At 57.0% G+C, this 21,857-nt stretch carries 23 protein-coding genes, 1 riboswitch and 1 other annotated feature; all 23 genes read left to right on the plus strand.

From position 1 onward, the window contains the following. Positions 1–271 precede the first annotated feature (271 nt). Positions 272–862: a Maf family protein gene (locus MCACP_RS02890; protein WP_406677893.1), complete on the plus strand. Its 591-nt coding sequence runs from the start codon at positions 272–274 to the stop codon at positions 860–862. After that, on the plus strand, positions 859–1,554 hold the full coding sequence (radC, locus tag MCACP_RS02895; RefSeq protein WP_406677894.1) for a RadC family protein: 696 nt from the start codon (positions 859–861) through the stop codon (positions 1,552–1,554). The genes MCACP_RS02890 and radC overlap by 4 nt, the downstream gene beginning before the upstream one ends. A gap of 92 nt (positions 1,555–1,646) precedes the next feature. Next, on the plus strand, positions 1,647–2,687 hold the full coding sequence (locus tag MCACP_RS02900; RefSeq protein ID WP_406677895.1) for a rod shape-determining protein: 1,041 nt from the start codon (positions 1,647–1,649) through the stop codon (positions 2,685–2,687). A 15-nt stretch (positions 2,688–2,702) separates the two neighbouring features. Then, a complete protein-coding gene (mreC, locus tag MCACP_RS02905; protein WP_406677896.1) occupies positions 2,703–3,617 on the plus strand; it encodes a rod shape-determining protein MreC in 915 nt (304 codons plus the stop codon). After that, positions 3,544–4,047 (plus strand): rod shape-determining protein MreD, encoded by a 504-nt coding sequence (gene mreD / locus MCACP_RS02910; RefSeq protein ID WP_406677897.1) that lies wholly within the window; start codon positions 3,544–3,546, stop codon positions 4,045–4,047. Before mreC ends, mreD begins: the two co-directional genes overlap by 74 nt. After that, on the plus strand, positions 4,014–6,092 hold the full coding sequence (mrdA, locus tag MCACP_RS02915; RefSeq protein WP_406677898.1) for a penicillin-binding protein 2: 2,079 nt from the start codon (positions 4,014–4,016) through the stop codon (positions 6,090–6,092). Before mreD ends, mrdA begins: the two co-directional genes overlap by 34 nt. Before the next feature lie 194 nt (positions 6,093–6,286). Continuing rightward, positions 6,287–6,718, plus strand: coding sequence for a septum site-determining protein MinC (gene minC, locus MCACP_RS02920; RefSeq protein WP_406678663.1), 432 nt, complete (start codon positions 6,287–6,289; stop codon positions 6,716–6,718). Then, entirely contained in the window at positions 6,711–7,505 is a 795-nt protein-coding gene (minD, locus tag MCACP_RS02925; protein ID WP_406677899.1) for a septum site-determining protein MinD, read from the plus strand. Before minC ends, minD begins: the two co-directional genes overlap by 8 nt. 18 nt (positions 7,506–7,523) lie before the next feature. Continuing rightward, a complete protein-coding gene (gene minE, locus MCACP_RS02930) occupies positions 7,524–7,820 on the plus strand; it encodes a cell division topological specificity factor MinE (RefSeq protein WP_406677900.1) in 297 nt (98 codons plus the stop codon). Positions 7,821–7,976: 156 nt separating this feature from the next. Continuing rightward, the gene (gene rodA / locus MCACP_RS02935; RefSeq protein ID WP_406677901.1) at positions 7,977–9,113 is read left to right on the plus strand and encodes a rod shape-determining protein RodA; all 1,137 of its coding nucleotides are present in this window, start codon (positions 7,977–7,979) and stop codon (positions 9,111–9,113) included. A gap of 113 nt (positions 9,114–9,226) precedes the next feature. Further along, entirely contained in the window at positions 9,227–9,514 is a 288-nt protein-coding gene (groES, locus tag MCACP_RS02940; protein WP_054936265.1) for a co-chaperone GroES, read from the plus strand. Positions 9,515–9,538: 24 nt separating this feature from the next. Beyond that, positions 9,539–11,155, plus strand: coding sequence for a chaperonin GroEL (gene groL / locus MCACP_RS02945; RefSeq protein ID WP_406677902.1), 1,617 nt, complete (start codon positions 9,539–9,541; stop codon positions 11,153–11,155). A gap of 182 nt (positions 11,156–11,337) precedes the next feature. Further along, a riboswitch (TPP riboswitch) is annotated at positions 11,338–11,446 on the plus strand. A 35-nt stretch (positions 11,447–11,481) separates the two neighbouring features. Next, positions 11,482–12,108: a thiamine phosphate synthase gene (gene thiE, locus MCACP_RS02950; protein WP_406677903.1), complete on the plus strand. Its 627-nt coding sequence runs from the start codon at positions 11,482–11,484 to the stop codon at positions 12,106–12,108. A 280-nt stretch (positions 12,109–12,388) separates the two neighbouring features. Continuing rightward, positions 12,389–12,589: a sulfur carrier protein ThiS gene (gene thiS / locus MCACP_RS02955; RefSeq protein ID WP_406677904.1), complete on the plus strand. Its 201-nt coding sequence runs from the start codon at positions 12,389–12,391 to the stop codon at positions 12,587–12,589. A 99-nt stretch (positions 12,590–12,688) separates the two neighbouring features. Further along, positions 12,689–13,465, plus strand: coding sequence for a thiazole synthase (locus MCACP_RS02960; protein ID WP_406677905.1), 777 nt, complete (start codon positions 12,689–12,691; stop codon positions 13,463–13,465). 71 nt (positions 13,466–13,536) lie between these two features. Beyond that, the gene (gene hydG, locus MCACP_RS02965) at positions 13,537–14,934 is read left to right on the plus strand and encodes a [FeFe] hydrogenase H-cluster radical SAM maturase HydG (protein WP_406677906.1); all 1,398 of its coding nucleotides are present in this window, start codon (positions 13,537–13,539) and stop codon (positions 14,932–14,934) included. A 77-nt stretch (positions 14,935–15,011) separates the two neighbouring features. Next, positions 15,012–15,749: a murein hydrolase activator EnvC family protein gene (locus tag MCACP_RS02970; RefSeq protein ID WP_406677907.1), complete on the plus strand. Its 738-nt coding sequence runs from the start codon at positions 15,012–15,014 to the stop codon at positions 15,747–15,749. Positions 15,750–15,752: 3 nt separating this feature from the next. Beyond that, a complete protein-coding gene (locus tag MCACP_RS02975; RefSeq protein ID WP_406677908.1) occupies positions 15,753–16,637 on the plus strand; it encodes a M50 family metallopeptidase in 885 nt (294 codons plus the stop codon). 147 nt (positions 16,638–16,784) lie between these two features. Next, on the plus strand, positions 16,785–18,653 hold the full coding sequence (locus tag MCACP_RS02980; RefSeq protein WP_406678664.1) for a TIGR03960 family B12-binding radical SAM protein: 1,869 nt from the start codon (positions 16,785–16,787) through the stop codon (positions 18,651–18,653). Next, positions 18,643–19,353, plus strand: coding sequence for a TIGR03936 family radical SAM-associated protein (locus tag MCACP_RS02985; protein WP_406677909.1), 711 nt, complete (start codon positions 18,643–18,645; stop codon positions 19,351–19,353). The genes MCACP_RS02980 and MCACP_RS02985 overlap by 11 nt, the downstream gene beginning before the upstream one ends. Positions 19,354–19,359: 6 nt before the next feature. Continuing rightward, positions 19,360–21,048, plus strand: a complete 1,689-nt coding sequence (locus MCACP_RS02990) for an Rne/Rng family ribonuclease (RefSeq protein ID WP_406677910.1) — start codon at positions 19,360–19,362, stop codon at positions 21,046–21,048. Between the two features lie 40 nt (positions 21,049–21,088). Beyond that, positions 21,089–21,166: a sequence feature (ribosomal protein L21 leader region), on the plus strand. 9 nt (positions 21,167–21,175) lie between these two features. Further along, positions 21,176–21,490 carry a 50S ribosomal protein L21 gene (gene rplU / locus MCACP_RS02995; protein WP_141265437.1) on the plus strand — a complete coding sequence of 105 codons (315 nt, stop codon included), beginning with the start codon at positions 21,176–21,178 and terminating at the stop codon, positions 21,488–21,490. Then, the gene (locus tag MCACP_RS03000) at positions 21,487–21,819 is read left to right on the plus strand and encodes a ribosomal-processing cysteine protease Prp (RefSeq protein WP_406677912.1); all 333 of its coding nucleotides are present in this window, start codon (positions 21,487–21,489) and stop codon (positions 21,817–21,819) included. Before rplU ends, MCACP_RS03000 begins: the two co-directional genes overlap by 4 nt. Positions 21,820–21,857: the final 38 nt, after the last annotated feature.

A 21,857-nucleotide genomic window follows, 5' to 3' on the forward strand; every position in this document is an offset into this window, starting at 1 on the left:
AGGAAAATTTAGGGTTGGCATTTGTCGGAAGCGAGCGACTTGGTCCGAACGGCGAAGCGGTCTCGGCGAAGCCGAGGAGCGAGGACGGGGCCGAGGACAGGATGTCCGAGGACGGCCTTTGAGGCAAGGATGCCGAATAGGCCGTGAACCCCGTCCGAGCCCGAGGCTGAGCCATAGACCGCTCCGTAAGGACCATGGAGCGAGCGAGACAATGCCAGCTGCGATAGAGTACCTTGTGGCAGAAAGAAGGAAAAAAGGAAGAAAAAATCCAGTGAATAGGTTAATTCTGGCTTCGGCCTCACCGCGACGAAGGGAACTTTTGAGGCGCATAGGTTTAAACTTCGAAGTCCGCCCCAGCCAGGTGGATGAAAATAACTTCAGGGACCTGCCGCCGGCGGCCAGGGTAGAGCACCTGGCCCTGGCCAAGGCCCGGGCCGTGGCTCAAGCATGTAAAGAAGGTCTGGTAATCGGTGCCGATACCATTGTCGTCTGCCAGGGGCAGGTTCTGGGTAAACCGGCTTCAGCGGCACAAGCCGCGGCGATGCTTTCTTTTTTAAGCGGCCGCACCCATACCGTTTATACCGGAGTGGCGGTAGTCAGGGCCCCGGGCGGTGAAGAAAAATTTGCCCACTCGCGCACTGAAGTAACCTTCCGCCAGCTGGACCCGGCCGTAATTTCTGCCTACGTAGCCACTGGGGAACCCCTGGATAAAGCCGGGGCTTACGGCATCCAGGGACGCGGCGCCCTGCTGGTGGAAAGGATCAACGGCGACTACTTTAACGTCGTCGGCCTGCCCCTGGTGAAAGTGGCGGAGCTCCTGGAAGAGTTCGGTGTGGATGTGTGGGGAGGAGAGAGAGAATGACCGGGGAAGCAGCGAAAGGGACGACCATTAAAGAGATGCCGGCAGATTTGCGGCCCCGGGAACGGCTTTTGACCTCCGGGCCCCAGGCCCTGTCCAACGCCGAGCTTTTGGCCATCCTCATCCGCACGGGCACCAGGACCGAGACGGCCATCGACGTAGCAAGACGCCTGCTATCCCGGCCCGAGGGACTCCAGTACCTGGCCGCTGCCTCCCTGGAAGAGTTGCAAAAAGAAAAAGGTATTGGGCTGGCCAAAGCAGCTGAGCTGAAAGCGGCCCTGGAACTTGGCCGGCGCCTGGCCGCCTTTAACCTTTCCCGGACGGTGATTAAGAACCCCTGGGATGTAGCGGGCCTCCTCATGGACGAAATGCGCTACCTGGACCGGGAAAATTTCCGTACCGTCTCCCTGAATACCAAAAACCAGGTAATAGGGATCGATAGTGTCTCTGTAGGCAGCCTTAATTCATCCCCGGCTCACCCGCGGGAGGTCTTTAAAGACCCCATCCGGCGCAGTGCTGCGGCCATTATCTTGGCCCATAATCACCCCAGCGGCGATCCTACGCCCAGCCAGGAAGACCTCCTGGTTACCCGGCGTCTGGTGGAAGCAGGCCAGATTTTGGGGATTGAGGTGCTGGACCACCTGATTATCGGCGACGGTCGCTTTATTAGCTTGAAGGAACGAAATTTACTATAGTGTAATCCGCTCCAATTCTATTATTAACCTGTTGCCCTTACATTTATCATGTACTATAATGGGTGCGAGTTAAGCAGGAAGGAGCTAAAGGTATGATTTTCGCCCGGGATCTCGGGATTGACTTGGGTACGGCCAATACCCTGGTTCATGTCCGCAACAAGGGCATTGTCCTGCGGGAACCATCGGTGGTCGCCATCCAGCGGGGGACGGGGAATGTCCTGGCCGTTGGTGAAGAAGCCAAGCGAATGATTGGCCGCACCCCTGGTAATATTGTTGCCATCCGCCCTTTGAAGGACGGTGTCATTGCCGATTTTGATGTTACCCAGAGCATGCTGCGGTACTTTATTGAGAAGTCCATTTCGAAGGGATTTCTGGTACGGCCGCGGGTGGTGGTAGGTGTTCCTTCCGGCGTTACGGCTGTGGAAGCGCGGGCCGTCCGCGAAGCTGCCTTCCAGGCCGGGGCCAAGGAAGCCTATCTTATTGAGGAACCAATGGCGGCGGCCATCGGTGCCGGGTTGCCGGTTTACGAGCCGACGGGCAACATGATTGTTGATATTGGCGGCGGTACCACCGAGGTAGCCGTTATCTCCCTGGGTGGTATAGTCACCAGCCGCTCCATTCGCATCGGCGGCGATGAAATGGATGAGGCCATTACCCAGTATATCAAGCGTACCTACAACCTGATGATTGGCGAGCGGACGGCGGAAGAGATCAAGATTGAGCTAGGAGCGGCCTTTTTTGGCGATACGGAAGAGGACAGCGCCCGCAAAGAACGCACCTATGCCGTCCGCGGCCGGGACCTGGTCACCGGGCTGCCCAAGACCATTGAGATCACGGCAACTGAAGTCCAGGAAGCCCTGGCGGAACCGGTGGCCGCCATTCTGGAGGCCATTAAGGTCTGCCTGGAAAGGACGCCCCCCGAGCTGGCTGCCGACCTTATGGACCGGGGTATCGTCCTGGCTGGGGGCGGCTCCATGCTCTGGGGCCTGGACCGCCTGGTGAGCCAGGAAACAGGCATGCCTGTGAATATGGCCGAAGACCCCTTGACGGCTGTGGCTGTAGGTACGGGTAAGGTCCTGGAAAATATTGAAGTCCTGAAACGAGTGCTCTTACCGGCGCAGCGCTTGGGTTAAAGGGAGGGAGGAGCTTTGGGCCCTTATCGGCGGAAGCTCGTTACCCCTCTCATCTTGATCTTGGTTGTCCTAAGTATCTATTTCACCATGCGCTGGACGGCCCTGGAACGGGGACAATTAAGCATTTTAGAAGGAGGCTTGCGGGACGCCCTGGCACCGGCCGAAAAGGGTATTACCCTGGTGGTAAACAAAACCGGAGGGTGGCTGGCGGCAATCAGGGATTACAGCCGCCTCCAGGCGGAGAACCAGGCCTTGAAGCAGGAAATAGCTGCTTTAAAGGCGGCCAACATTCAGCTGGAAGAATACCGCCAGGAAAACAACCGCCTGCGCAACCTCCTTAATTTTACGGAAGCAAACCGCAATACCTTTGAGTTTGCCGTGGCGCCGGTCATCGGCCGCAACCCTTCCAACTGGTACCATACCCTTACCCTGGGCCTTGGTTCAAATGCGGGATTGCAAAAAAACCAGGTGGTGGTTACCTCCCAGGGAGTGGTCGGTCGGATCATTGCCGTCACGCCCCGGACGGCGGAAGTCTTGCTCATCCTGGACCGTGAAGGGGCCCTGGGCGGCATGATTCAGGTTAACCGGACGCCGGGCGTCGTCGAAGGGAGCCCTGATTACCACGGTTACCTGCAAATGATTCATATCGCCCGCGATGCCCCGGTAATGGAAAATCAAATAGTCGTCACTTCCGGCCTGGGCGGTATTTTTCCCAAGGGTTTGCTCGTGGGAACGGTGGTCAAAGTTTTACCCGAGCCCGACGGGCTTATGAAACGCGCCATTATCGAACCATCGGTAGATTTTGACCGGCTGGAAGAAGTCCTGGTCATTACGCGGGTCAAGGGGGGCATTGAAGATGCAGTTCCTGGGGCCGGTGCTCCTGGGGCTGGCAGGACTTATTCTGGAAGCAACCATGCTGCCGGCCCTTAAGATGGCAGGAGTTAAGGCCGACCTGCTGACTGTTTTTCTAACCATTTTTGCCTTCCTTAAAGGGGCACCCCAGGGAGCTGCCATGGGTTTTATCTATGGGCTGCTGGAGGATTTTTACCTGGCTAAATTCATAGGTCTCAATGCCCTGACCAGGATGGCTACCGGTTACCTGGTGGGTTTAAGTAAAGAATGGTTGAACCAGGATAACCTGCTGGGACCAGCTATCCTCACCTTTCTGGCTACCATTGGTCAGGGGTTCTTATTTTTACTTGTGGGGCATCTTGCCGGATTTAAATATCCCTGGCTGGCCGGGCTGTTGACGGTAATTTTGCCCATGGCCTTTTATAACGCCGGCCTGGCCCTGGTGGGATACAGCTTTTATCAAGGGGGAGCAGCATGGGGGACCAGGAAAAGGAAAACTGGAAGCTGAAACTTTCCAGGCGCCTCAATGGCTACCTGGTAATTCTTGTCTTTATCTTTATCCTCTTGATCTCCCGCCTGTTTTTTCTCCAGATTGTCAATGCCCAGGAATTCAGCAAGCAATCGGCCGAGAACCGCATCCGCATCAATCCCATTGAAGCCCGCCGGGGCGATATCCTGGATAGGAACGGCCAGGTCCTGGCCACCAGCCAGCCTGTATATGTTATTACCATTCGCAGCGTGCCCAACCAGAATCTGGATAACGTTATTAACAACCTCTCTAACTTATTGGCGGATCCGGAGCTGACGCCGGCGGCTATTAAAGAACTGATCAAGAATAACCCTTTCCGTTACCAGTCAACGGAAATAAAAAGGCTCCCGGCCAGCGATCCGGTGGCCATAGCCACAGTGACCAGGCTCGAGGAGCATCGCCAGGACCTGCCGGGGGTAAATATTATTGAGGAACCCCAGCGTTATTACCCCTATGGTCCCCTGGCCGGACACCTGCTGGGTTATGTCGGCCAGATTACCCAGCAGGAACTGGAGGACAGGAAGGAAGAAAACTACGGCCTCAACGATAAAATAGGCAAAAGTGGTATAGAAGCTTTCCTTGAATACAGCAACGAGGGCAGCAAGGAAATCGGCCTGCGCGGCAAGAAGGGCGCCGAGCAAGTGGAGGTTGACGCCTTTAACCGTAAAGTCCGGGACCTGGTAACCCTGCCGCCCACACCGGGCGATACTGTCCAGCTCACCATTGACTTGAAGCTCCAGCAGACCCTGGAAAAGGCCATGGACCAGGTGATTGCTGCTACGAAGGAAAAGAACCCCAAGGCAGGCGGCGGGGCGGCAGTGGTCCTGGATGTCAAGAGCGGGGCGATCCTCGCTATGGCCAGCAAGCCCGATATGGACCCCAATGACTTTATCAACGGCGCTTATGCCAAAAAATTAAGCTATTATAACAACCCCCGCTTAAAACCCCTTTTCAATCGGGCCATTCAGGGGGTCTACCCGCCGGGGTCGACCTTCAAACCTGTTACGGCCATGGCAGCCCTGGATGCCGGCGTGGTTAAGCCTCAGGATACCATTTATGACAGCGGCCGCTACTGGAAACCGGGTGGTATCACCTGCTGGGCGGTTCACGGCAATGTTAATTTATACCGGGGTATGGCCGTCTCCTGCAATACCTATTTCCAGTGGGCCGGGGAACTGGCCGGAATCGATAAAATCGACGAGGTGGCGCGGCAGTTCGGCCTGGGAGAACCTACCGGGGTTATCGGCCTCCGGGGTGAAGCGGCGGGCATCCTGCCTTCACCAGATTGGAAAAAAGAGATTAATGCCCCCTACTGGGACCGGTGGTTGAAAAATCAAGAAGAACGCATCGAAAAAAAGTATGCCGGTTTACTTGCGGCAGCCGGGCCGGAGGAAAAAAGCAAGCTGCTGGAACAGAAGGAAAGGGAACTAAAGCAGATCAAGGCCGAGTACCAGATTAACTATAACTTTAATACTACCTGGCAGCCTTTTAATACCTATAATACCTCCATAGGCCAGGGCGATAACAATTATACCATCATCCAGCTGGCCAACTATATTGCCACCCTGGCCAACGGCGGCACCCGCTGGCGCCCCTACCTGGTAGATAAGGTAATCGGCGCCGACGGCTCCCTAAAAAAACAATACCAGCCCGAAGTGGCCGGGAGGGTGACAATCTCGCAAGAGGCTATGGCCCAGGTACGACAGGCCATGCTGGAAGTTACCCGGGCCAGTGATGGTACAGCCGGTTTCCTCTTTCGCGATTTCCCGCCCGATCTCCAGGTGGCGGCCAAAACCGGCACCGCCCAGACCGGGCTGGCCGGTGACGACAAAAGTAGCGATTTTCACGGGCTCTTTGTGGCCTTTGCTCCCTACAACGACCCGCAGATCGCTATCGCGGTTATTATCGAATACGCCCGCCACGGCGGTGATTCCGCCGGGGTGGTAGCCCGGGCAGTCCTGGCCCAGTACTTTGGTCTGGTAGATATCCTAAATAAGCCTTTTAACGGCGTTTCCGTGGAATAATGTCAGCTAGCGTCTCTTTTTGCTGAGGAGATGGGGAAAAAAGACCCCATCTTTTTTCCTGCTGCGGCAGGATTTACCTCGACAGTGTAGAAAATTAATAAAGCCGAAGCGGATTCCGCCGCCCGGTATCAAGGAGGAGAAGAGACGTGTTTTCTTCAACTGGTAGTGACACCGGGACAGGCACCCAGCAGGGGATAACGATACCGGCTGCCAGGGGGAAACCGGGGTCGGACAACCACACCTTTCTGGTCTGCCGCACGGTGCGTTCCGGCCAGAGGTTCGAGTATCCCGGAAATGTGGTAGTCATGGGCGACGTTCATCCAGGGGGGGAAATAGTAGCCAGCGGCCACGTCATAGTCATGGGCACCCTAAGGGGAGTAGTCCACGCCGGGGCTGAGGGCGATGAAAAGGCCGTGGTCATGGCTTTCCGGCTTCAGCCCACCCAGCTGCGGATTGCCGGTTACATTACCAGGGCTCCCGATGATGAAGGCGAGAGTGGTACGGGAGAACCGGAGATCGCCCGCGTCCAGGATGAAGCAGTCGTCATTGAAAAATACCAGCCCGGCAGCGAAAAGCGCTGGTTAAGCAGGAGCATGAACCAGGAAGAGGAGGAACAAAATGGGTGAAGTGATCGTCATCACTTCCGGTAAGGGCGGGGTTGGCAAAACAACTACCACGGCCAACCTCGGTACCGGCCTGGCCAGTCTGGGTAAGAAAGTTGTTTTAGTTGATACGGATATTGGTTTGAGAAATCTGGATGTGGTCATGGGCCTGGAAAACCGGATTGTGTATGATCTTCTTGATGTTGTTGAAGGCCGCTGCCGTTTAAAACAAGCTTTAATTAAGGATAAAAGGCTGGACAACCTTTACCTTTTACCGGCCAACCAGACCAGAGACAAGACGGCCGTCAGCCGCCAGCAGATGATCGACCTGATGGCCCAGTTACGCGAGGAATATGAATTTGTCTTGATCGACTGCCCGGCCGGAATTGAGATGGGCTTTAAAAATGCCATCGCCGGGGCGGAAAAGGCCCTGGTGGTTACCACACCGGAAGTTGCCGCCGTCCGGGATGCCGACCGCATTATCGGGCTCTTAGAAGCAGCCGAAATGGAAGCCCCGCGCTTGATTATCAATCGCCTGCGGCCGGATATGGTGCGCAAGGGCGATATGATGGATATCGAGGATATGCTGGAGATCCTGGCCATTGATCTCATCGGCGTGGTGCCGGAAGACGAGTATATAGTTATTTCCACCAACCGTGGCGAACCGGCTGTTCTGGACAGACATTCCCGGGCCGGCCAGGCCTATCGTAATATTGCCCGCCGTCTTTTAGGAGAAGAAGTTCCCTTCTTGAACTGGGACGCGGGAAGCGGCATTATGGCCAGGCTCCGCAGACTGATAGGTCTGGGCTAGGAAGGGGGCGCACGCGGGGTGCTGGAATTTTTGCTGCGTTTTTTTGGGCGTGATACGACAGCGAGCAAAAAAATTGCCAAGGAACGCCTGCGCCTGGTGCTGGTCCATGACCGGGCCGGTGTTTCCCCCCACCTGCTGGAAGCCCTGAAAAACGATTTAATCAACGTTATTTCCGAATACCTGGATATCGATACTACTGGGCTGGAGGTCAGCTTAAATCATGAAAATGATTCCGTGGCCCTGGTAGCCAACATCCCCATCCTGAGGGTCAAGCGAACCTTTAAAACCAGCCCGGAGACCGCCGTTAAAGCATAAAAGTATCCCCCGGATTTTGCCGGGGGATTTCTTTTTACCGCTAATTTTGTTATAGCCCGGCCGGGTTTGCTGTTATATAATAATTAAGGCCCCTCATAACCCTGAGCTGTTAAAGCTATTTCCTGCATTCGAGTTCCGTGAAGGGCAGGGGAAACAATGTTGGAGCGCCGTCTCTGGCGTAATCTCGATTATTATTTTGTGGGCAGCGTTGTTGCCCTGTTGTTGATCAGCCTGGCTGTTCTCAGCAGTGCCGCGGCCAACGTGGCAACCGATCCCTATTACTATGTTAAAAAACAATTAATATGGATTTTTGTTGGCCTGATAGGGTTAACCCTGGTATTACTTACCGATTACGGGCAACTGAAACGCTATCACTATCCCCTGTATTTCCTCAATTTGATTTTACTGGGAGCGGTTATTTTCATTGGCCATGAAGCCAAAGGAGCCCAGCGGTGGATCAACCTGGGTCCTTTTCTCCTGCAGCCTTCAGAATTTGCCAAGATCATAACAGTCATTACCCTGGCCTGCTTCCTGGATAAACGCCGGGGCAAACTCAACCGCTGGCAGGATTTAATCGTACCCTTCGCCTATGTAGCCGTACCCATGCTGTTAATTTTAAAACAGCCCGACCTGGGCACGGCCCTGGTTTTACTGGCCATCCTTTTTGGTATGTTGTATGTTGGCGGCGCCAACCCCAGACTGTTATTATTAATCTCCGGCGGGGGTCTCCTCCTGGTCGGGCTGGCCATTTTTGCCCATTTCCGTTTTGGCCTGCCTTTGCCCCTGGAGGATTACCAGCTCAGCCGGTTGATGGTCGTCCTTAACCCCTATAATGACGGCAAAAGCGGTACCGGCGTCGGTTACCAGGTCATCCAGTCCCAGATCGCCATCGGTTCCGGCGGGTGGTGGGGAGTCGGCTTTCGCCAGGGTTCCCAGGTACAGCTCAATTTCCTGCCGGAACACCATACTGATTTTATTTTCTCGGTGGTCGGGGAAGAGCTGGGCTTCGTTCGCACCGTTGGCATTCTCGCCCTTTATTTCCTGCTCCTCTACCGCATGATCCGGATTGCTGCCCAGGCCAAGGATATGTTCGGCGCTTTACTGGTGACTGGCGTGGCTTCCATGTTTGCCTTTCACATTCTGGTAAATACCGGCATGACTATGGGTATTATGCCGGTGACGGGGATTCCCCTGCCCCTCTTTAGCTACGGGGGGAGCGCCATGCTGGCCAATATGCTGGCCCTGGGGCTGGTTCTCAATGTTAACCTCAGGAGGCAAAAAATTCTTTTTTAGGGTTTGCTCCTATTGACAAGGGGTAACCCCTTGTGTATATTAGTAATTGGCTGTTAGCACTAATTGCAGGTGAGTGCTAACAACTCCTAAATGCTGTGAAAGGAGGAGTTTTCATGCTCAAACCGCTTGCCGACAGGGTAGTACTTAAGGTCCTGACCGGCGAAGAAAAAACCCAGGGGGGTATTGTTTTACCGGATACTGCCAAGGAAAAGCCCCAGGAAGGGGAAGTAGTGGCTGTAGGACCGGGCAAAATCCTGGAAAACGGTACCCGGGTAGCGCCGGAAGTTAAGGTTGGCGACATAGTAGTCTTTGCCAAGTACAGTGGTACTGAAGTCAAGTATGAAGGCCAGGAATACCTCATTATCCGCGACAGCGACATCCTGGCCATTAAGGAAAAATAAAAGAACTTAAAGGAGGTAGAAATCATGGCTGCCAAACAGCTGGCCTTTGATACGGAAGCCAGGCGCGCCCTGGAAAGAGGTGTCAGCGCTGTTGCCCAGGCGGTGAAAGTCACCCTGGGACCGAAGGGCCGCAATGTAGTGATAGAACGCAAGTTTGGTTCCCCGGTCATCACCAAGGACGGGGTTACGGTAGCTAAAGAAATTGAGTTAAAAGACCCCTATGAGAACATGGGTGCCCAGCTCTGCCGGGAAGTCGCTTCCAAGACCAACGACGTTGCCGGTGATGGGACAACCACTGCTACCGTCCTGGCCCAGTCCATTGTCCTGGAAGGCTTGAAGAACGTGGCCGCCGGTGCCAATCCCGTTTTCATCAAGAAGGGCATTGACCGGGCTGTTGAAGCTGTGGTGGAAGAAATCAAGAAGATAAGCATCCCCGTAGAATCCAAGGAAAGCATTGCCCATGTAGCCTCCATTGCCGCCAATGATCGCGGGATTGGCGAGCTCATTGCCGATGCCATGGAGAAGGTTGGTAAAGACGGCGTCATCACGGTGGAAGAATCCAAAGGTACGGCCACTACCGTAGAAGTAGTGGAAGGTATGGAATTCGACCGCGGGTATGTATCACCGTATTTTGTTACCAACGCCGAGGCCATGGAAGCCGAATTTGAAGAACCCTATATACTTATCCATGAAAAGAAGATCTCAGCCATCAACGACCTGCTACCCCTGCTGGAAAAGGTAGTCCGCACGGGTAAACCTCTGGTCATCATTGCCGAGGACGTGGAGGGCGAAGCCCTGGCCACCCTGGTGGTCAACAAGCTGCGCGGTACTCTGAACTGCGCTGCCGTCAAGGCCCCCGGCTTTGGTGACCGCCGTAAAGCCATGATGGAGGATATCGCCATCCTGACCGGCGGCACCTTTATCTCCGAGGACCTGGGTGTCAAGCTGGAGAATGTTGACCTCCACATGCTGGGCCGGGCCAAGAAAGTCAAGATTGCCAAGGAAAAGACCACCATTGTCGAAGGTTACGGCAAGAAAGAGGCCATTGACGGCCGCATTGCCCAGATTAAGAAGCAGATTGAAGAGACCGATTCCGATTACGACCGCGAGAAGTTACAGGAACGCCTGGCCAAGATGGCCGGCGGCGTAGCCGTCATCCGTGTCGGCGCGGCTACCGAAACCGAACTGAAAGAGAAGAAACACCGGGTAGAAGACGCTCTGGCCGCTACGCGGGCTGCTGTTGAGGAAGGGATTGTCCCCGGCGGCGGCGCCACCCTGGTGCACTGCATCCCGGCCGTTGAAAAGCTCCAGGCCGAGGGCGATGAGGCCGTGGGTGTGCGGATCATCAAACGGGCCCTGGAAGAACCCCTGCGCCAGATTGCAGCCAACGCCGGTCTGGAAGGCTCGGTTATTGTAGAACGGGTACGCAACGAAAAGCCCGGCATCGGCTTCGATGCTGTCACCGAGCAGTATGTTGACATGGTGAAAGCCGGTATCGTTGACCCGGCCAAGGTTACCCGGAGCGCCTTGCAGAATGCGGCCAGCATTGCTTCCATGCTGCTGACCACGGAAGCCCTGGTAGCCGAGATACCCAAGGAAGAAAAGAATCCTCCCATGCCGCCCGGAGGTATGGATTATTAAAATAGAAAAGGACCTGGAGGTAATGTCCTCCAGGTCCTTTTTTACTCCTTTTTAATTTAAAATAAAGGCGGGTGAAAATTGCTGCTAGGAGCGACAGGCCGGCGTTAAATGTGAAAATATGGCTTATATAATCTTAAATAGCCCTTGCGTTGAGAAACTGTGAATAGTAAAATTATATCAAAATTAATATGGAGGGGAGCTCCTGTTAGGGGCTGAGAAAGGGCTAGTGAGCACCTGACCCGTTGACCTGATCAGGGTAATGCCTGCGGAGGGAGAGTGAACGTCATATAACCGGTGTCCTCCTCCCAAGGAGGTGCACCGGTTTTTTGTTAAAGGAGGTGTTGCTCCTGGCCTGGCTTTATGTCATCACCAGCCGCCACCTGGCCGGTGCCAGGTCCCTGGTAGACCTGGCTGCCAGGCTGGAGGGCGTCGATTACCTGCAGCTGCGGGAAAAGGATTTACCCGGCAGGGAACTCTACCACCTGGCTCTGGATGTAAAGCAGGCCCTGCCGCCGGGAACGCGGCTGCTGATCAATGACCGGCTGGATGTGGCCCTGGCCGCCGGGGCCGACGGGGTACACCTGGGCGAAAACTCCCTGCCGCCGGCCGTTGCCCGGAGGCTGTTAGGGCCCGGCAAAATCGTGGGGGTTTCCGTGCACAGCGTGGCGGCCGCCAGGGAAGCGGAGCTGGCGGGCGCTGATTACCTGCTGTTCGGCCATGTATTCCCTACGGCTTCCAAAGAGGGCGTCCCCCCCAGGGGGGTGGGGTGCTTGCGGGAAGTTGCGGCCAGTGTTGGTATACCAATTATCGCCCTGGGCGGCATCAATGCCGCCAATGCCCGCCAATGCCTTGCTGCCGGGGCCAGGGGTGTGGCCGTGATGTCAGCCGTCATGGCTGCTCCCGATCCGGCCCGGGCCGTTGCTGAATTAAAGCAGGTCCTGAATAAGAGGTAAGGAGTGGGAGGTGGGAAACGGGAGGTTCAAGCATATGGAAATACCGGGCTGGCATTTGTCGAAAGCGAGCGAGCTTCTACCGAGCGGCCAAGCCGAGGGATGATAAGCGGGGCCGAGGACAGCTAGGCCTGCGGCCGGATTCTAAAGGCCAGGACGCCGAATAGGCGGGGAACCCCGCCTTAAGCCTCGGTTGAGCTGTGGGCCGCTCCGCGAGGGCACAGGTAGCGAGCGAGACAATGCCAGCCGACGAGAGAGTTATTTGGGGGGAGGCAATATTATTATGCGCCTGAAGGTGAACGGTGAAGAGCGCGAGGTAGCGGCCGGGCTGACGGTTGCCGAACTGTTGCAACAACTGGGGCTTGACGGCCGTTACATGGCCCTGGAACGCAACCGGCAGGTTGTACCCCGGCAGGACTACGCGACAACTGTTCTTGAGGAAGGTGATGAACTGGAAATCATACGTTTTGTCGGGGGAGGCTGAAGCCGGCCGAAGTCACCTTGCTGTTGAGGCCGGGTCGCTGGCTGCAGGCGAAAGCCAGCTTAAGTGTAAAAGTACAAATTGCTACAGGGAGGAATCTTTATGAATGATAAACTGGTCATCGCCGGCCGGGAGTTCAATTCCCGTCTGATGGTCGGGACCGGCAAGTATGCCACCATGGAGCTCATGCAGCAGGCCATTGCTGCCTCAGGGGCGGAAATAGTCACGGTAGCCGTGCGCAGGATCAATCTCCAGTCGCCGGGCCCATCCCTCCTGGATTACCTGGACCTGAAGAAGATAACTCTTTTACCCAATACCGCCGGTGCCACTACCGTTGATGAAGCGGTGCGCCTGGCTCGCCTGGCCCGGGAAGCAGGCCTTTCCGACATGGTCAAATTAGAGGTTATCGGCGACCAGGAAACCCTTTTACCTGACCCTGTGGCTACCATTGAGGCTACGCGCATCCTCGTCAAGGAAGGCTTTATTGTTTTACCCTACACCACCCAGGACGTAGTTGTGGCCCGGCGCCTGGTGGAAGCCGGGGCGGCTACAGTTATGCCCCTGGGTTCGCCCATCGGCTCGGGGCAAGGGTTGCCCAACTTTGATGCCATCAGGCTCATCATTGACCGCGTTAATGTCCCGGTGATAGTCGACGCCGGCATCGGTGCTCCCTCCGACGCCGCCCTGGCTATGGAAATCGGCGCTTCGGCCTGCCTGATCAATACGGCCATTGCCGAAGCTCGCGATCCTGTCCTCATGGCTACAGCTATGCGTCAGGCAGTAATTGCCGGGCGGCTGGGGTACCTCGCCGGCAGGATACCCAAGAAAACCTATGCCAGCCCCAGCAGTCCCACCGAGGGCATGATCGGCCGCAGCTAGGAAAGACACCCTTTCCCAACGAGCCGAGGGGCGGGGGCCCCGTCACATTTCCTATTCGGAGGTGTTTGTATATGAACGTGCCGGCTTATGAATACGACGGTGAGCTGAAGGCGATTGTTGATGCCGAAGCCATCGAGGCCCTCCTGGCAACGCCGCCCCCCGGAGGAGCGGCCCTGGATGCCATTTTACGTAAGGCCCGCTCTTTAAAGGGCTTAAGCCTGGAAGAAGCAGCCGCTATCCTTAATTTAAATGATGACGCTTTGCTGCCAAAGGTTTACCGGGCGGCAGCCGAGGTTAAAGAGCGGGTTTATGGCCGGAGAATAGTTCTTTTTGCTCCCCTGTATATCAGCAATCGCTGCAGCAATAACTGTCTCTACTGCGGTTTCCGGCGCGATAACAGGGAACTGAAACGCAGGCTGCTAAGTCCGGAAGAGATTGGTAAAGAAGCCCGGGCCCTGGCTGAGCAGGGCTTCCAGCGTGTCCTCCTGGTCGCCGGGGAAGGCCGGCCGGGTGCCGATGTTGATTACTTGTGCCAGGCCGTCGAGGCTGTTTACCGCTATTCGCCCCTGCGCATTGTCCACCTTAACGTTGCTCCCCAAACAGTAGCCGGATTTCGCCGTTTGAAGCTGGCCGGGGCCGGCGTTTACCAGTGTTTCCAGGAAACCTACCACCCCGCTACTTACCGGGTAATGCATCCTGCAGGCATCAAGGCCGACTACGGCTGGCGCCTGACGGTCATGCACCGGGCCATGGCCGCCGGGTTTGGCGACGTGGGCATGGGACCGCTCCTGGGGTTGTATGATTACCGTTTTGAAGTCCTGGCGGCCATCAGCCATGCCCGCAGCCTGGAGGAGGCCTTTGGCGCCGGTCCCCATACCATGTCGGTGCCGCGGCTGCGGCCGGCCCTGGGGGCGGCCTTAACGGAGGTACCCTATCCTTTAAGCGATACCGATTTCCGCAAGGTTATAGCCGTTTATCGCCTGGCCTTACCATATGTCGGCCTGGTACTTACTACCAGGGAGCGGCCGGAACTCCGCGATGAACTGGTGGATATGGGTGTTTCCCAGATTTCCGCCGGTTCCTGTGTCAGCCCGGGCGGCTACGCTGAACCTGAAGACCCGGCCGCCCAGTTTGAAGTGGGCGACCACCGGCCTTTGAGCGCGATGGTAGCCATGTTGCTGCAACACGGCCACCTGCCCAGTTTTTGTACCGCCTGTTACCGCTCCAACCGGACCGGTAAACGTTTTACCGCCCTGGCGCGGGAAGGTGATATCCGGCGTTTCTGCTTGCCCAATGCTATCTTGAGTTTTCAGGAGTACCTGGTAACAAAAGCGCCGCCGGAGCTAAAGGCTGCAGGGGAAGGGGTTATTGCTACGGCCCTGGCCACCATTGACGATAGCAACTTGCGGGAGGAGACCATGAAGCGCCTGGAGCAAACCCGCCATGGGGAGGCGGATTTACATTTCTAGCACCTGCATTTAGTCATACCTCCCCGGTCCGGGCATATACATAAATAAAGAAATATGCTTGTCCGGGGGGACGCAAGGTGCGGGATAGCTGGGACTGGGAGGAAGTTAAAGGGGCTCCTCTGGGCGGCTGGACCGGGCCGGGGCGTACCTTACCGCCGCCCCGGTTTCGCAGCCGCTGGCTGCGGCAGGGGATCATTACCGGCCTGTTATGGCTGGCCATAACCATACTTTTTCGCCTGGACGGGCCTGTGGTCCAGCCCCTGCAAATGGGTTTGCGCCATTACCTGACCGACCCGGCGGCCGATTTTACCCCGGCCGTAGCTCAACTGGTACGTTCAGGGATGTGGCTGGATGCTTACGACCGCTGGGTTTTCCATTTCTTCAAGCCGGGAGCAGAGGCTGTCCCGGCGACCGCCGGCCAGGCCCGGCCTGCCATGGCTGTACCCCTTTCCGGGAATATCAGCCGCCCTTACGGCCGGATGGTTGCCGCCGGCGGGCAGCAGTATTTTCATAACGGCATCGATATCCAGGCACCGGGGGGTTCAACCGTCCGGGCCGCCCTGGCGGGCAAGGTCATCAGGACCGGGGAGGACCCCGTCCTGGGGCTGGTAGTGGAAATCGATCACGGTCGGGGCCTGGTTACGGTATACGGCACCCTGGGCCAGGTCAAGGTCAGCCAGGGGCAGGCAGTAGAAAAGGGAAGTGTGATTGCCGTCCTTGCTCAAGGTCCGGTGGCCCAGCTCCATTTTGAAGTGCGGCAGGACGGCCGGCCGGTAGATCCTGCAGCTTTATTAACCCTACCAGGTAAGATGTAAACCATGCGCGTCGGTCGAGTGGGAACGGCAGAGATAATTTTCAACGATTATTTCCTGCTCCTCCTGGGTCTTTATTTTCTCATGGGGGTTTTGCCCCAGGCCTTACTCCTGTTTACGGCTGTGGCCTGGCATGAAATCTGCCATGTCCTGGTAGCCTCCCATCTCGGCTGGAAAGTCAAGAGCGTGGAACTCTTTCCCTTTGGTGGGGTGGCACGCCTCCGGCGGCCTGCGGGGCGGGGGTTAATGGACGAGACCCTGATAGCCCTGGCCGGCCCCCTGGCCAGCTTCTTCCTGGCGCTGGGAATAACCCTTTTAGGCCTGTTCATTAATTTCGCGCCGGCCTGGCTTCTTTTTTTTCGCCAGGTCAACCTTATCCTGGCCCTTTTTAACCTCTGGCCGGGTCTTCCCCTGGACGGGGGGCGTATCTATCGGGCCTTAAGGGCGCAGCATACGGGGCTGTACCGGGCAACCCTGGAAGGAGTTTACGGCGGTCAGGTTCTGGCTTTCCTCCTGGGTCTGGGGAGTATTGCCGGCTTTGTCTTCCGGCTGGCGGATCTCCAGGGCCTGGCCCTGGCCTTGTTTATCTATTACGCCGCCCGGCAGGAAGGGGAGGTGGCGCCTTATATGTTCTGGCAGGACTTCTGGCGGCAGCGGGGCAAGGCTGCTGTTAAAGGGGAGCAGTTTAAAACCAGCAGGGTCTCCTGGCTGGCGGCCGGCCCGGATCTCACCCTGGCCAGGGTGGCGCGCTCCTTTTCCCCTCACTCTTTCAACCTGGTAGCCGTCATCGGTAAAGAAGGACGGTTGGAAGGCATCCTAACGGAAACAGAAATCATGCAGGAGCTCCTGGAAGGAGGAAATAATACCCTGGATGTCCTGTTACGGAGGTAGGGCGGGCCCGCCCCGCCTTTTTCTTTGGGTACGCTTTTCGTTCCCTGATAAATGGAATGGATGGCTATAAAAACCTTCGGGGTATATTTTTTTTTGATTTCCTGTTATACTAATGACCAGGAAATTGAGAGGCGCGAGGCGAAGAAATTGCAGGGTATTGAGTTGGAAAAGTTGTTAACCAGGGTTAACAAACCGGCCCGCTACCTGGGGACGGAGTGGAATGCTATTCATAAGGACTGGGAAGAAAACCCGGTGCGTATGGCCTTTGTTTATCCCGACCTTTACGAAGTAGGCATGTCCCACCTGGGCCTGGCCATTCTTTACGGCGCCGTCAATGAGCGGCCCGGCATGCTCATGGAGCGTGCCTTTGCCCCCGGGCCGGACCTGGAGGGGCTGCTGAGGGAGAATCATCTCCCCCTCTTCAGCCTGGAATCCCACCGGCCCTTAACTGAATTTGATGTCCTGGGCTTCACCCTCCAGTATGAAATGAGTTATACTACAATTCTTAATATCCTTGACCTGGCCGGCATACCTCTTCTGGCTGAGGAGCGCACGGCGGGGCATCCTTTAGTTATCGGCGGGGGACCGGGGGTGGCCAACCCGGAGCCGGTGGCTCCCTTCTTTGATGCTTTCCTCCTGGGTGATGGCGAGGAGGCATTGCCCGAGCTGCTGGCATTGGTGGGCAGATTAAAAAAAGAAGGAGCAATTGACGACCGCCGCCGGGTTTTAAAGGTCATAGCCAGCATGCCCGGTTTTTATGTTCCTTCCCTGTACGAAGTGGAATACAATAACGACGGCACCGTGGCCGCAGTTGTACCTCGGGAGGAGGGCGTGCCCGAACGCGTAGTCAAACAGGTCATCCCCGACCTGGATGCAGCCTATTTTCCCACCCGGCCTATTGTACCCTTTCTGGAGGTCATCCATGACCGCATGATGCTGGAAGTCATGCGGGGCTGCACCCACGGCTGCCGCTTCTGCCAGGCCGGGGCCATTTACCGCCCGGTAAGGGAACGGGACCTCTCCCTCCTCCTGCGCCAGGCGGAAGAGCTGGTGCGCCACACCGGCCACGAAGAGATATCCCTTACCTCTTTAAGCACAGCCGATTACTCCCGGGTGGAGGAGCTGGCGCGGGCCCTGGCAGCTGCCTATGCCGAACAGGGCGTCAGCGTTTCCCTGCCCTCTTTACGGGTGGACGCCTTCAGCGTGCGCCTGGCGGAAGCCGTCCAGCGGGTACGGAAAAGCACCCTCACCTTTGCTCCCGAGGCGGGCAGCCAGCGCCTGCGGGATGTCATTAATAAAGGCGTGAACGAGGAAGACATCCTGACGGCCACCGGTGAAGCTTTCCGGGCCGGCTGGCAGGCCATTAAACTTTACTTTATGCTTGGTTTGCCTACGGAAAAGGAAGCGGATCTCCTGGGCATTGTTGACCTGGCGCGGCGCATCCTGGATCAGGGGAGGAGGCTGGCACCCGGGGGGAAGCCGACGGTTACCGTCAGCGTTTCTTCCTTTGTCCCCAAACCCTGGACGGCCTTCCAGTGGGAACCCCAGGACCGGGTGGAAGTAATCAAAGAAAAGCAGAAGCTGCTGCGCACCCACCTTAAAGGCCCGGGTCTGCGTTTTAACTGGCATGAGGCCGAGGTCAGCTTTATCGAAGCGGTTCTCTCCCGGGGCGATCGGCGCTTGAGCAGGGCGATTGTGGCGGCCTGGCGCCGCGGTGCCAGGTTAGAGGGCTGGTCGGAATACTTTAATTACGGCTGCTGGGAGGAGGCTTTCCGGGAGACGGGCCTTGATCCGGCCTTTTATGCCTACCGTCCGCGCCGGGAAGAAGAAATATTTCCCTGGGACCACCTGGATTTTGGCATAGCTAAGGACTTCTTAAAAAGAGAACGCCGGCGAGCCTATGAGGGCCGGGTAACGGTTGATTGCCGGTCGGGGCGATGCACAGGCTGTGGCGTCTGTCCTGGTCTGGGGGTTGACCTGATCCTGAAAGGAGGGCCCCGGGACGGTGCGCTTTAGGATAAAGTATAGCAAGGGCGGCCAGGCGGTTTTCCTGGGCCACCTGGAGATGCTCCGTCTGTGGCAACGGGCCATGCGCCGGGCGGGGCTTCCCCTGGCCTACAGTCACGGCTTTAACCCCCATCCGCGCCTGGCCTTCGGTCCGGCCCTGGCGGTAGGGATAGAGAGCCTGGCGGAGTACCTGGATGTGGAATTGACGGCCCCCCTCGACATCCTGGAGGTCAAAGAGAGGTTGCAGGCCCAGTTGCCGGCAGGACTGCAGCTCTTGCAGGTCTTTACCATTCCCGACCAGGCCCCGGCCCTGACGGCTATTATCAATGCTGCCGCCTACCGCGTTACCTGGGAGGAGCCTCCCAACCCGAAAATGCTCCAGGAAAAAGCGGAAACCTTCCTTTCTCGCCCGGTGGTCGAGGTGAGCCGGCCGGGCAAAGAGGGCGCCAGGGTCAAGGATATCCGGCCGGGTGTTTTCCAGCTGGACGTTAAGCCGGAAGCCGCCCTGGAAATGCTCCTCGAGTGCAGCTCCCGGGGGGTCGTCCGCCCGGAAGAGGTCGTCGGGGCCATGGCCCTGGAGGGGCCCTACCGGGTGATCCGCACCGGCCTGTTTATCCGCCGGGACGACAGGTTGCTGACCCCGGAAGAGTTGGTTGATCCGCAGTTTCCGGTCCGGGGGCGAAAACACAGCGCTTTTATGAGAAGGTAGAGATAGGTGAACAAGGAAATCTTAATCCAGGTAGATGCTGAAGAGACGGCAGTGGCCGTCCTGGAGGACGGCCGTTTAATGGAGATATACCTGGAGAGGGTTACAAAAGCGCACCTGGTGGGCAATATTTATAAGGGACGGGTGGCCAACGTTCTGCCCGGTATGCAGGCGGCCTTTGTGGATATCGGCCTGGAGAAGAACGCTTTCCTTTTCATTGATGATACCGCCGGCCTGAAAGCCATGGGAGGAGAGATGCCCGCCCGCAGCCGGCGGCGCATCAGCGATGTCGTCCGGGAAGGCCAGGAGATCCTGGTCCAGGTGGTAAAAGAACCCCAGGGGAGCAAGGGTGCCCGGGTTACCACCCAGATTACCCTGCCGGGGCGTTATCTCGTCCTCATGCCTACGGTCAACTATATCGGCATCTCCCGACGCATCGGCAGTGAGGAGGAGAGGGAGCGGCTGAAAACCCTGGCCAGGACGGTTAAACCGCGCCGCATGGGGTTAATCGTCCGCACGGCAGCTGCCGGCGCCGGGCTGGAAGAGCTGCGGGAAGACAGCAAGGCCTTGAGCCAGGTCTGGAAACGTATTCGTAAGCTGGCCCGGCGGAGCAAGGCCCCCCGGCTGATTCACCAAGATGTGGAACTCTCTTTACGTATTTTAAGGGATTTATATACGGAAGATGTCGACAGGCTCCTGGTCAATTCCCGGGATACCTACGACACGGTTGTTGACATCCTGGCCGGGCGTTCGCCGGAGCTGCGGCGGCGGGTGGTGTTAAGGGACGGTGCCGACCTTTTTGCCCTCTACGGGGTGCAAAACCAGGTCGAGCAGGCTCTGAAGCGTAAGGTCTGGCTTAAATGCGGCGGCTACCTGGTGATCGACCAGATGGAGGCCCTGACGGCCATTGATGTCAATACGGGTAAATACGTCGGCCGCCACAACCTGGCCGACACCGTCCTGACGACCAATCTGGAAGCAGCGGTGGAAGTAGCCAGGCAACTTCGCCTGCGCAACATCGGCGGCATCATTGTCGTCGACTTCATCGATATGGAAAATCCCGCCCACCAGGAGCAGGTAATAAAAGTCCTGCAGAGAGAGCTGGCCCGGGATAAAACAAAAACCCAGATCCTGGGTTTTACCCGCCTGGGGCTCCTGGAAATGACCCGGAAAAAAGACCAGCTGGAACTGGGAAGCATGCTGCAGCAGGACTGCCCCTACTGCCACGGTACGGGCAAGGTCCTGTCGGAAGAAACGGTGGCCCTTCAGGCCAGGAAAAAAATCCTGCAGCTGGCCGGGGAGAGCCGGGCGCGGGCCCTGCTGGTAGAGGCCAATCCGGCGGTAGCCGCTCTGCTGATTGGCTCCGGGGGAGCCAACTTACGCCTGCTGGAGCGGCGGGCCGGGAAAAAGCTCATCATCAAAGGCAATGAAAATATTCACCTGGAAGAAGTACACCTGCGGGAGCTCTTTGATCTGGACGAAATCAACAGCCTGGCCGCCCCCGTCAAAGCCGGCCAGATTCTGAAAGTTACCATCGAAGGGGCACATACGACCAACAATGGTGACGGTATCGCCAGGGTGGACGGCTTCGTCCTGGATATACCCGGCGGCGCCTCTTATCTCGGCCAGGAAGTTCCGATAGAGGTTACCCGGGTTTACCGCACCTTTGCCCGGGCGCGGCTCTTAAACGATGCTTGACAGGTGCTGGGAAGATGTGTTACACTGCAAAAAGCCGCACCAGAGTTTTAAACCGCTCGCCGCAGGTTTTAAAACCTTTTTAATAAGGTACCTGGCGGTGGCGAGTCTTAGCTTGGGGGGATTTCAGGTGTATGCCATTATTATGACCGGCGGCAAGCAGTACCGGGTTAGCGAGGGCGACGTCATTCGGGTAGAAAAGCTGCCGGTTGCCGAAGGCGAAAAGGTAGTCCTGGATAAGGTGCTGGCCGTCGGTGAAGGGGCTGACCTGCAGGTAGGCACCCCTTACGTGAACGGCGCCAGGGTTACCGCTGCCGTAGAGGCCCATGGCAAGGGCAAGAAGATAATTGTTTTCAAGTATAAGCCCAAGAAAAACTACCGGCGCAAGCAGGGTCATCGTCAGCCCTACACACGGTTACGGATTGAAAAAATTGAGGTGCAATGATAAGGATTGTCTTCTGGCAGGAAAGGGGCGGAAGCCTTACGGGCTTTACCGTTTCCGGCCACTCCGGTTACCGGCCTAAAGGCGAGGATATCGTCTGTGCCGCCGTATCGGCCCTGGCCCAGACGGCAGTCTTGAGCCTGAAGGATCATCTGGAAGAGGAACCCAGGGTAAGCATCCGGGAAGGCTTTCTGGAGTGCCGCTTACCGGCTTGCTTAAGCCCCGCCGGCCAGGAGAAGGCCCGGGTGATTTTAAAGACGATAGAAACCGGGCTAAATGCCATAGCCACGGATTATGGGGATTATGTGCGGTTAGAGTACCGGCGGGTGTAAAAACGTGGAAAACTCAGGTTGCAAGGGGGTGGGCGAGA

The organism is Neomoorella carbonis, from assembly GCF_045278715.1.
In the GTDB taxonomy this organism is placed as follows: Bacteria; Bacillota; DSM-521; order Neomoorellales; family Neomoorellaceae; genus Neomoorella; species Neomoorella carbonis.